General features: G+C 68.1%; 12 protein-coding genes. 4 read left to right on the plus strand and 8 right to left on the minus strand.

Annotated features, from left to right (window positions below; translation table 11 throughout):
• The 4 genes from VKG64_08370 to trxA all read right to left on the minus strand — a co-directional run.
• Nucleotides 1-594 (minus strand): DedA family protein (locus tag VKG64_08370; protein ID HKB25053.1); only part of this gene is annotated, 594 nt, incomplete at its 3' end.
• A 97-nt stretch (nt 595-691) separates the two neighbouring features.
• On the minus strand, nt 692-1,435 hold the full coding sequence (locus VKG64_08375; GenBank protein ID HKB25054.1) for a glucose 1-dehydrogenase: 744 nt from the start codon (nt 1,433-1,435) through the stop codon (nt 692-694).
• A gap of 130 nt (nt 1,436-1,565) precedes the next feature.
• On the minus strand, nt 1,566-3,257 hold the full coding sequence (locus VKG64_08380) for a hypothetical protein (GenBank protein HKB25055.1): 1,692 nt from the start codon (nt 3,255-3,257) through the stop codon (nt 1,566-1,568).
• Between the two features lie 96 nt (nt 3,258-3,353).
• Nucleotides 3,354-3,677 carry a thioredoxin gene (trxA, locus tag VKG64_08385; GenBank protein ID HKB25056.1) on the minus strand — a complete coding sequence of 108 codons (324 nt, stop codon included), beginning with the start codon at nt 3,675-3,677 and terminating at the stop codon, nt 3,354-3,356.
• Nucleotides 3,678-4,411: 734 nt separating this feature from the next.
• Between trxA and VKG64_08390 the strand changes: the two genes are divergently transcribed.
• Nucleotides 4,412-6,628, plus strand: coding sequence for a PAS domain S-box protein (locus tag VKG64_08390; protein HKB25057.1), 2,217 nt, complete (start codon nt 4,412-4,414; stop codon nt 6,626-6,628).
• On the opposite strand, the gene VKG64_08395 is transcribed toward VKG64_08390, so the two are convergent.
• Genes VKG64_08395 through VKG64_08410 form a run of 4 tightly spaced genes read right to left on the minus strand, consistent with a single transcriptional unit; the run spans nt 6,609 to nt 7,879 of the window.
• Entirely contained in the window at nt 6,609-6,866 is a 258-nt protein-coding gene (locus VKG64_08395; GenBank protein HKB25058.1) for a hypothetical protein, read from the minus strand. The two genes, VKG64_08390 and VKG64_08395, sit on opposite strands and share 20 nt — an antisense overlap.
• 25 nt (nt 6,867-6,891) lie before the next feature.
• On the minus strand, nt 6,892-7,251 hold the full coding sequence (locus VKG64_08400; protein HKB25059.1) for a hypothetical protein: 360 nt from the start codon (nt 7,249-7,251) through the stop codon (nt 6,892-6,894).
• Between the two features lie 56 nt (nt 7,252-7,307).
• Nucleotides 7,308-7,568, minus strand: a complete 261-nt coding sequence (locus tag VKG64_08405; protein HKB25060.1) for a hypothetical protein — start codon at nt 7,566-7,568, stop codon at nt 7,308-7,310.
• Nucleotides 7,565-7,879: an RNA-binding protein gene (locus tag VKG64_08410; protein HKB25061.1), complete on the minus strand. Its 315-nt coding sequence runs from the start codon at nt 7,877-7,879 to the stop codon at nt 7,565-7,567. The genes VKG64_08405 and VKG64_08410 overlap by 4 nt, the downstream gene beginning before the upstream one ends.
• 170 nt (nt 7,880-8,049) lie before the next feature.
• Here VKG64_08410 and VKG64_08415 point away from each other — a divergent pair, with 170 nt between their 5' ends.
• The 3 genes from VKG64_08415 (at nt 8,050) to VKG64_08425 (ending at nt 10,015) form a co-directional block, all read left to right on the plus strand.
• Entirely contained in the window at nt 8,050-8,655 is a 606-nt protein-coding gene (locus VKG64_08415; protein ID HKB25062.1) for a hypothetical protein, read from the plus strand.
• A 76-nt stretch (nt 8,656-8,731) separates the two neighbouring features.
• Nucleotides 8,732-9,004: a hypothetical protein gene (locus VKG64_08420; protein HKB25063.1), complete on the plus strand. Its 273-nt coding sequence runs from the start codon at nt 8,732-8,734 to the stop codon at nt 9,002-9,004.
• A gap of 102 nt (nt 9,005-9,106) precedes the next feature.
• The gene (locus tag VKG64_08425; GenBank protein HKB25064.1) at nt 9,107-10,015 is read left to right on the plus strand and encodes a glycine/sarcosine/betaine reductase selenoprotein B family protein; all 909 of its coding nucleotides are present in this window, start codon (nt 9,107-9,109) and stop codon (nt 10,013-10,015) included.
• Nucleotides 10,016-10,146: the final 131 nt, after the last annotated feature.

Raw genomic sequence — 10,146 nt, forward strand, 5'->3', positions numbered from 1 at the left:
GAAAAAACGCCGTCGCTGGAGGTACTTGATGAGAACGTAACCCGCCAATGCCGCCGCCACGACGACGACGAGGGAGCGTCCAAGACGGGCCGCCTGCGACGCGACGAGCTCCAGGGCATCGCTGAAGACGTAGCCGAGCCCCATCCAGGCGCCTGCCCAGATGAGCGCGCCGGCGCCGTCGAGCAGGAGGAACTGCCAGCGGGCGACGCCGACCATCCCGGCAAGGGGCGGAGCGACGGTGCTCAGTCCCGGGACGAACTTCGCGATCAACAGCGCGCTCCTCCCGCGCCTGATGAACAGGTTCTCCGTCCGTCGGACGCACGAGTCCGGCTCGAGGGCGAGGCGGCACAGGAGACCGAGGACTCGACCGCCGCGCCGCCGGCCGAGCTCGTACCAGACGACGTCCGGTGGCAGCGACGCCGCGAGCGCGGCCCCGAAGGCGAGCGCCGGGCTCATCCGTCCCGCGCCCATGAGCGCCCCGACGCCGAGGAGGACGGGCCCGGCGGGGATCGGGAGCCCGATCTGCTCCGCCAGCACGAACGCGAAGAGCACCACGTAGCCGTACTGCGACAGGACCTGGACGGTCTCGCTCATCGCGCGTCGCTCAGCAGCGTGCCTAGGCTCGGACCCCCGACACTACCATCAACGTGCGCCTTCCACTAGCGCAGGCCGCCCGCGATGAGCAGCATTACTAGGCTAATTTGCCGCCGTCGACGGCGATGGACTGACCCGTGATGAAAGGCGCCTTGTCGGATGCAAGAAACACGATGGTCTGGGCGATCTCTTCGGGCGTCCCTGCGCGTTTGGCTGGCACTCCCGCGACCAAGCCGGCCTTCCTGTCGACACTGCCGGTGAAGCGGTTCAGCATCTCGGTCTCGACCGGACCAGGGGCGACCGCGTTGACGCGTACGCCGAACGCCACCGCTTCGAGCGCCGCTGACTTCGTCAGCCCTTCGACCGCGTGCTTGCTGGCCGAGTACACGGACCCGCCCGGCACACCGACCCGGCCCAGGACAGAAGACAGGTTGACGATGTTGCCGTGCCCTTGGGCCAGCATCACGCGCAGCTCATGCTTCAGGCTCAGCAGCGTGCCGAGCACGTTGGTCTCGAAGGTGGCCACGTAGCTGTCGGCGGACTGTTCAGTCACCGGGCCGGGCTGGCCTTCGGTACCGGCGTTGTTGACGGCCACGTCCAGGCGGCCAAAGCGCGCGACGGTCTGATCGACAAGGCTGCGCACGTCGTCCTCGCGGCGCACATCGGCGCGCACGTAGTCAGCCTCCGCGCCGAGGGCACGCAGCTCAGTGGCCAATGCTTGGCCAGCTTCGTCGCGTCGTCCGGAGACGATGATGCGCGCGCCTTCATGAGCGAAGGCTAACGCTGTGGCACGTCCAATGCCTGTGAGGGCGCCTGTGATCAAGACAACGTTGGAACTCATGTGACTTCTCCTTGAACTCCTATTCCCCGCCTCTCGTGTTTCTCGATGTATGATCTACGACCATGATGATGCCGATGGGTCCCGGTCCGATTCGCGGGACTGCGATCGGGCGGAGTGCCCGATCACGCACCTAGAAGCTCCACCACGTGATGAGCTCGACCTTGTTGTTCTCGTTGTGCCGGCTCTCCGACCCGCCCGTGACGCCGACGCTCTTGAAGTTGGTGTTCGTGAAGTTGTAGCCGAGCGCGAACGTGAAGGGCCCCGGCGTCCACCAGACGCTCGCCTCGGACTGGAAGTTGTTGACGCGGAAGAAGGTCCGACCCGAGCCCGAGGGATCGGCGATGAGCGTACCCGTGATCGCCGGGCGATCGCTCTCGAGCGCCCACTGGGTGCCCGCCGCCCAGCGGAGGCTCAGCGTGTCCATCAGGTAGAACTGCGGGTTGATCCACCCCCCGACACTCTGCGCAGGCACCAGGTGTCCGCCGCCGTCGAGGATCACTCGCCGGTCGAATTCCGAGTTCGTGATCCGTCCCTCACCCCGCGTCCACACGCCGCCGCCCGTCAGCTTCAGCGTCAGCGCCCGCCCCGTCTTGTTGAACCCGATCCGATCGAGCGTCACGCTGAAGGCTGCCGTCTGGTTGTCGAACGTGTGCTCGGTGAAGTTCGTCTGGGCGTTCAGATTCGGCGTGAGGGTCCCCGCGTTGAAGCGCTCGTGGAATTCTCCCCAGGTCGTTCGGAGGTAGATCTTGGTGGCTCCGATGCCGAAGCCCTCTCCGAGCCGGCCCGCCTCGAGTCCGATCCCGGCGCTCAGCGCGGGAAATCCGCTGAGGCACCCCGAGCCGCAGTCCATCGTTCCTCCGAGCGCCTGGTTATCGAACAGCGGACGCTCCACGCCCAGCGAGGTCAGGAACTTGACGTTGGACGTCAGCGGGTACTTGTCGACCACCTCGATCCGCGGGTTCCGCCGCTCGGCGTCCCCGAGCCCGCTCAGCAGCGTGTTGAAGTCGATGGTGTCCGGCACGATCTGGTCGAAGGCGTCCCCTTGCCCGAACGTCCAGATCAGCTCGTTGCCCGGGACGAGGAAGCTCGGGAACGTCCAGCGTCCGATGGCCCACCGCAGGCGCGGGTTGTTGTTGACGGCGTTGACCTCGCCGGCGCCGTTGGCCTGCTGGTTGAAGTCCATCTCGAAATAGGCGGTCGTCCTTCCGCCCAGGGTCTCCGGCCCTTGCATCGCCAGATTCAGCCGGGTGCGGCTCACGAAGGCGCGGAACACCTCGCGGTGCGCGTTGTTCCCGCCGCCGGGCACCGCGTTGTTGGGCAGGAGGGCCGTGCTGACCGCCTCCCCGACCGGGGTGTCGCTGTGCTGCACGTGCAGCCGCAGCGAGCCGCCCAGCCGGATCTTGAAGTCCTTGCCCGAGTACACGTTGCCCGGGATGTCCTGGCCCAGCACGAGCGGCGGCCCGTTGTTGGTCTGCCTGCCGCCGGCGTGCAGGTCGAAGAAGTTGGACCAGCCTTCGAGGACCTGCGCGACCCGCTCCTCTTGCTTCTGGAGGGAAAGCTGTTGCTGCTGGACCTGCTCCTGGAGCGCTCGCAGCCTCTGCTCCCGCTCTTCCTGGGCGCGCCGCTCCTTCGCGCGCTCGGTCTCTTGCTGCTCGATCATGCGCTTGAGCGTGTCGACCTGCTCGCGGGTCGATCGCTCGAGCTCCTCGATGCGTCGCTTGAGCTCGTCCACGCCCTGAGCGTGGGCCGCGGGCACGGTGACGGCACCGAGCAGGAGCAGGGCGGCGATGACGGTCGTGCGAGGGGACTGTCTCGGTCGCATGTCACACCTCCGGATGGAAGATCCAGACAAGGCGGCTTCAGCGTCCGGTTGCGCTCTGCCTACTGCGCCATGATTCCGCCCGACCGGGCGCAGGCGTCAGGCTCGCGCGTTGACGATGTTCTGCAGCGCGGCCTTCGGCACCGCGCCGATGACCCTGTCGACGACCGCGCCGTCCTTGACGAACAGGATCGTCGGGATCGACCGGATGTCTAACCGAGCCGCCAGCCCCGGGTTCTCGTCGACGTTGATCTTCATCAGCGTCACCCGGCCTTCCGAGGCGTCGGCCAGCTCCTCGAGAACCGGCGCGATCATCCGGCACGGCCCACACCACTCGGCCCAGAAGTCCAGCATGAGAAGACCCTGGTTCGCAACCAGCGCCTCGTCGAAGTTCTGCTCGGTCAGATGGAGTGTCTCGGGCATCGTGGGGCTCCTCCCGCCCGTTGGGACGCGGGTCGCAGCCTTCGGGATTCAGGTGGAAGCGTGCCCGGGATGACGCGAGCCGAAGGTCTTGACACGCGGCTAGTGATAGTCAAAGCTGAGGGCGACATGAAAACGAAGGTAAAGCGGGCGACGAGATCGTCGACCACGGCGGCGAAGAGGCGTCGCCGCCGCATTTCTTCGCCCAAGCGGGAGTATTACGAACGCACGATCGTTCAGCCAGCTGCGCGCTTGATCGCCGCGCTCGCGAGCAAGGAGACAAGAGCCGCGGCGGGCTAACCCGCCAGTCGCTTCGCTTCCTTTTCTGCAAGTCCTAGCGCCTCGCACCACTGCTTGGCTATCTCCCCGCGAGCGCGCTTGGTCGGCACATTAGCCACCAGGATCTTGAAGATTTCTTCGGTTGATAGTCTCTGGTGTCGCGCTCGGTTCACGAGTTCTCGCTGAATTCCGATACGCTTCGAGGGATCCGGGGAGCCTTCCAGGAGCCGATATAGCTCTGCGAGCGTTGCGGTGCTAGCGCTGACAGTCCATCCGCCAGATTCCTGATCAGTCATAGCACCTCGAACCACTCGACGGGACTGGACGATGATTACGTGAACCGCAGCCGCTGTCATCTGTATCTGCTCGGCGACGCCGAGACCGGCCGCTTGCTGAGTCTCTCGCACCTCGCCTATGCTGTCGGCACTGCCATGCGCGCACGTGGAAGCGCCCCACGGATGACACGAGCCGAGCTCACGGCCCAGGTTCAGGCGTTGCAGCGGCGCGCCCGCGCGCTGGAGCGGCGCCTGCGGCAGAGCGAGCGCGCCGCCGGCGAGCTCCGCCAGGGCGAGGCGCGGCTGCGGTCCCTCTTCGAGTACGCCGACGATTTCGTCGTCTCGTGCCGGCTCGACGGGACGATCACCACCGTCAACCGGGCGACCGAGAAGACGCTCGGGTGGTCGCGCGAGGAGCTGATCGGTCACAACATCGAGCGGATCCTCACGCCCGCGTCGGTCGCCCTCGGGTACGAGCGCGTCCGCCGCGCGTTGGCGGGCGAGAAGCTCTCCAAGATCTTCGAGCTCGAGGCGGTGCACCGGGACGGGAGCCTCGTGCCCGCCGAGGGCTGGGCCGCCTTCATCCGGGACGCGCGGGGCCAGCCGATCGAGCATCTCGGGGTGTTCCGGGACATCCGCGAGCGCCGGCGCGCCGAGGAGGCCCTGCGGGAGAGCGAAGAACGGTACCGCAGCCTGTTCGACAACGCGAACGACTTCATCCTCACGTTCTCGCACGACGGCACGGTGACGAGCGTCAACCGCGCGTACGAGCGCCTGACCGGCTGGACCCGCGACGAGCTGATGGGGCGCGACTGGGGCACCCTCGTCGCGCCCGCCGATCGCGAGCGCATGGCGGAGCGCACCCGGCGCGCGCTCGCCGGCGAAAAGCTCCCCTCGCTCTTCGAGGTTGCCACGCTCTGCAAGGACGGCCGCGTGGTCCCGCTCGAGGGACGGACGCGGATGTTGCGCGATCGTCAGGGCAGGCCGATCGGCTTTCAGGGGATCTACCGCGACATCACCGACCGCAAGCTCGGCGAGGAAGCGCTGCGGGAGAGCGAGGCGCGCTACCGGGCGATGTTCAGCGAGGCCGAGGAGCACCGGCAACTCCTCGATCGGCTCTACCGGCTGACGGCCTCGATGCAGATGTCCTGGGACCCCCAGGATCGCCTGCGCGCCTTCGTGCAAGGGGTGCACGAAATCCTGGGCTTCGATCGCTTCTACGTGGCCCTCGTGTCGGCCGACCAGACGACGTTCGACGTGGCGACCGCCGTCGGTGTCGAGATGTTCGAGCGCCTCCCGCTCTCGCCCGCGGCCGGCCCCCTCTACCACGCTTTCGCGACGCGGCGGCCGCTGGCGATCCTGACCGATGAGGAGCTGCTCCGCGTGCCGCCCGTTGCCGCCGAGTACCGGGACCGCGCGTACTTCCGGAGCCGTCGGTTCATCGTCGTGCCGCTCGTCGCCGGCGACCGTGTGATCGGCGTCGCCAGCGCCGACAACAAGACGACCCGGCGGCCGATCACCCCGGCCAGCGTCGAGCTCTTCACGCTGGTCTGCCAGCAGCTCGCCACCGCGCTGGAGGAGGCGCGCCTCTACGCCGAGGGGCGCGGCCGCGAGCAGGAGATCGCCGCCCGTAACCGCGAGCTGACCGAGGCGCTCGAGCAGAACGCCCGCCTGCTCCGCGAGCTCGAGGAGAAGAGCACCCAGCTCGAGGTCGCCAGCCGCCACAAGTCCGAGTTCCTCGCGAACATGTCGCACGAGTTGCGCACGCCGCTCAACGCGATCATCGGTTTCTCCGAGGTGCTCCTGGAGCGGATGTTCGGCGAGCTCAACGCGAAGCAGGAGGAATATCTCCGCGATATTTTCGCCTCCGGCCACCATCTCCTGTCGCTGATCAACGACATCCTCGACCTCTCGAAGGTCGAGGCGGGGCGGATGGAGCTGGAGCTGGCGGACTTCGACCTCGGCGAGGCGCTGACGAGCGCCGCGACGCTCGTCCGCGAGCGGGCCGGGCGCAAGGAAATCGCGCTGCACGTGACCGTCGACGCGCGGCTCGGGCAGGTACGGGTGGACGAGCGGAAGATCCGGCAGGTGCTCTTGAACCTCTTGTCGAACGCGATCAAGTTCACGCCGGAACGCGGGCGGATCGAGGTGCGGGCCGTGCCGGCGGACGGCGTCGCGCAGGTGTCGGTCACCGACACCGGGGTCGGCATCGCGCCGGAGGACCAGGAGACGGTGTTCGAGGAGTTTCGTCAGGTGGGAGCCAGCTCGGCGAAGCAGGAAGGGACGGGGCTCGGGCTCGCGCTCTGTCGAAAGCTCGTCGAGCTGCACGGCGGCAAGATCTGGATCGAGAGTCAGGTGGGCGTCGGCTCGACGTTCACGTTCACGATCCCGCTGACGTAAGAGACCCTTGCCCGTCGTCCTGCACGATCCGGTGGAGCACCCAGCCGCTCGCGTCTTGGCCGCCGACGCGCTCGGCCCGCTCGAACAAGCTCAGCCGGCCGCTGCGCGGAATCGATGGATACTCCGCGAGCAGCGCGGTCCGGCCGAGGGGGACCGCCGCCGCTGGGAGCGGCGCCTCAATACGGTAGCGCGCGACGATCCCCCGCCGCTCGTTGTAGAACTCGAGGAGCCACTTCATCGCCGCCTCGCCGGCGGAGCGGCCTCTACGCCTTGGTCTTCAGGAGCACCTCGGCGCACGCGCTCGCAACGCCCGGGGCCGGGGCGTTGCTGCCCGGCATCGTGGCCCAGCCGCCCTTTTCGACGAACTCGCCCTGTTTCCAGGAGTCGATTTCCTTGAGCCCGGTCAATTTCTTGACCGCGTCCGATTGCCTCAGGAAGCTCTGGACGCAGATCGGGGTGAGGGCGGAGGTCACGGCGACGTCGGTACGGAGCTGAGCGGATTTCTCGGCGGTGCTGCCGAGCGTCCAGCCCAGCCATGAAAAGCCGATGATCATGGTTCCCAGCGAGCCGATGATCAGGCCCCAGATGCCTGGTTTGAGCCATGTTGGTCTTTGCACTTGCATGAGGAGCCTCCTTGATGTTCGGACCAGGGACACTCTCGCGCGCGCCGACAGCTGCCCTACCCCCGACGGTCGCCCGGGGGCGCCGTCGGCCGTCCGGGCCATCGCACCCGCAGATGCGACGTGGAGCTGCTGTACGGCGACGGCCGCGTCGAATGGTCGGTCACGTTCATGTGCCGACGGTGCTTGACTCCCGCCGCGAGGGCGATACCGATGGTCGGGAAGCCTTCCGTCGACTCCTCCACGACTTCGCCCGCGAAGTTGACGATCCGCCACCGCCAGTCGGGATGAAGGGGCGTGGAGATCGCGACGACGTTCACCAGCGGCCGCCGCCCCGCGAGGATCCGCCGAAGCCGCCGCGCGGGCTTCGCCCGCCGCCGCCGCCGCCGCCCGAGGCCTTTTCCACCTTGAGCTGGCGGCCATCGAGCTCTTTGCCGTTGAACTGCGTGATCGCCTGCTCGGCTTCTTCCGCCGTGGCCATTTCCACGAAGCCGAAGCCGCGCGAACGACCGGTATCGCGATCGGTCACGACCGCGGCCGATTCGACCTGGCCGGCGGCGGCGAAGACCTCACGAAGCCTCTCCGTCGAGGTGTTGAACGACAGACCGCCGATGAACAGTTTCTGAGCCATGGGTAACCTCTGGGCTGCTTCCACGCTGTGAATTCATGCCGGCTCCGGCGACACGCGGAGGGCGCCGGAGTCAGGGCCTGACGAGGCAGGGGTTCCGTGAACCGCCACCAAGACCAGACGGCCACTCACTCTTGTATATCTTATATAATAGATAAATGATATAGTCAAGCGTGCTTCAGGAGACGCGGCGGCCCCGGATCAGCCACAGCCTCGATGCGGCGACGAGTGCCCTGGCCGGCATCGACGGCTTCTCGGACGATGACCGGGAGGTGATCGTCGGGCTCCTCAAGATAGGCCGCCTGCGCATGGGGCCCGGCCAGGGATGGGCGCCGCCCGTGACCGGCCTCATCGACCGGGCGTTCATGTGGTCGGCGTTCGATCGCTGGCACGCCTTCTTCACCGCGCGCGGCGCGTTCCCCGCGCGCTGGGACGGCCTGCGCGTGGTTCCCGGGTCCGAGGCGCCGCCGGCGGTGCGTGCGGCCTACCGGCAGCGGAAGCTCGATCTCCTCCTGGAGTGGCTCGACGTGCTCGGGCGGCAGGCCTCCGAGCTCGGCCGCTACACGAAGCAGGGACGGCGGGTGCGAGTCGTCCGGCAAGAGGACGGCGAGCGGTGTTCGGTGTGCGACAGCGTCAACGCCCACGAAGTGGGATATGGGAGCGACGCCATGCCACCGCTCCATCCCGGCTGCCGCTGTGTGCTCATGGCGGTGACTCCGGGCACGCCCCACGCGCGAAACGGGACGCACCCTCGACAGCGCTCACGCCCCTCCTCCTGAGTCCGCCCGGGAAATGGCATCCGACGCGCCGTGGCCGGCCGCACACGGAGGTGGACTATTGGAGAACCGCGCCAGAGTGCTCCTCATTCTGTCCGAGAACGTCCTGGGCCGGGCGCGCGTCCTCGCCGGCAAGGCGACGGTGAAGCTCAAGCTCCCCGTGAGCCTCCAGGTCATCTTGCGCGCTCTCATCGAGCAGGGACTGAAGCAGGAGAACCATCCGGCTCTCCTCGCCAACATCGAAGCGCACGCGCACGCGATTCGCCAAGCCCGGAGGCTCGCGCGCGTCCGGGCCCGGTCCGACACTCCGCCTCGGCCGAGCGGCGCGGCGCGGCCGCGGCGCCGGCAGTGACCGAAACCGGCCGAGGCGGTTGAGCGGGCGCATGACCCGGCGCGGGGGCGTTGCGCCGGGGAAGGGCGCGGTTATAAGCTGTCGTGCACAGGGGAGAGACCGATGACGTTCGCCCCCGAGCACGACGTCCCGATCCCATACATGCAGCGCACGCGCGACTACTACGTGGCGCTCGGCTACGACAACCCGTATCGCTGGGCGCACTTCGAGGACGTTCCGTTCACGCCGCTCCCGACGCCTCTGGCGCAGGCGCGCGTGGCGCTGATCACGACGGCCGCGCCGTACCAGCCGGGCGTCGGCGACCAGGGGCCGGGCGCGCCGTACAACGCCGCCGCGAAGTTCTACAAGGTTTATTCCGATGCGACGATCGCGGCGCCCGATCTGCGCATCTCGCACGTCGGCTACGACCGCAAGCACACCACGGCCGAGGACCCGAACACCTGGTTCCCCCTGGCGCGGCTGCGAGAGGCCGCGGCGGCGGGACGCATCGGCGCGCTCACGCCACGCTTCCACGGCGCGCCCACGAACCGGAGCCACCGGGTGACGCTGGAGACGGACGCGCCGGAGCTCCTCCGGCGGTGCCGGGAAGACGGCGCGGTCGTGGCGGTGCTCGTCCCGAGCTGACCGGTGTGTCACCAGACCGTGAGTCTGGTGGCGCGGCACCTCGAGGCGGGCGGCCTCCCCACCGTCATCATGGGATGCGCCAAGGACATCGTCGAGCACTGCGGCGTGCCGCGCTTCCTCTTCAGCGACTTCCCGCTCGGCAACTCCGCCGGGCGCCCGTTCGACGCCGCGTCGCAGGCGGCCACGCTCGAGCTGGCGCTGCGCGTGCTGGAGGGGGCACCCGGCGGCCGCACCACGGTGCAGTCGCCGCTGCGGTGGCGTGACGACGCGTCGTGGAAGCTCGATTACTCGAACCTCGACAAGATGACGCCCGAGGAGATCGCCGAGAAGCGCAAGGAATTCGACGTCGTGAAGGAGATCATCAAGACCAAGCCCGGGCGTACATGAGACATCCTGTGTCAACCATCGCGCGCTCAGGCAGCGGCGAGCGCCTGGGCGGCGCGATGCCGGCGGACGTCGTATGGGGTGCGATCCTGCCAGCAGCGCCAAAGGATGCGGGCCCACGCGCGGGCGAGGAT

The sequence above is a fragment of the Candidatus Methylomirabilota bacterium genome, assembly GCA_035260325.1.
GTDB lineage: Bacteria > Methylomirabilota > Methylomirabilia > Rokubacteriales > CSP1-6 > AR19.

Coding starts and splice junctions, on each gene's coding strand:
- VKG64_08375 (HKB25054.1), bottom strand. CDS start 1,435: ATGAGTTCCAACGTTGTCTTGATCACAGGCGCCCTCACAGGCATTGGA.
- VKG64_08380 (HKB25055.1), bottom strand. CDS start 3,257: ATGCGACCGAGACAGTCCCCTCGCACGACCGTCATCGCCGCCCTGCTC.
- trxA (HKB25056.1), bottom strand. CDS start 3,677: ATGCCCGAGACACTCCATCTGACCGAGCAGAACTTCGACGAGGCGCTG.
- VKG64_08390 (HKB25057.1), top strand. CDS start 4,412: ATGACACGAGCCGAGCTCACGGCCCAGGTTCAGGCGTTGCAGCGGCGC.
- VKG64_08395 (HKB25058.1), bottom strand. CDS start 6,866: ATGAAGTGGCTCCTCGAGTTCTACAACGAGCGGCGGGGGATCGTCGCG.
- VKG64_08400 (HKB25059.1), bottom strand. CDS start 7,251: ATGCAAGTGCAAAGACCAACATGGCTCAAACCAGGCATCTGGGGCCTG.
- VKG64_08410 (HKB25061.1), bottom strand. CDS start 7,879: ATGGCTCAGAAACTGTTCATCGGCGGTCTGTCGTTCAACACCTCGACG.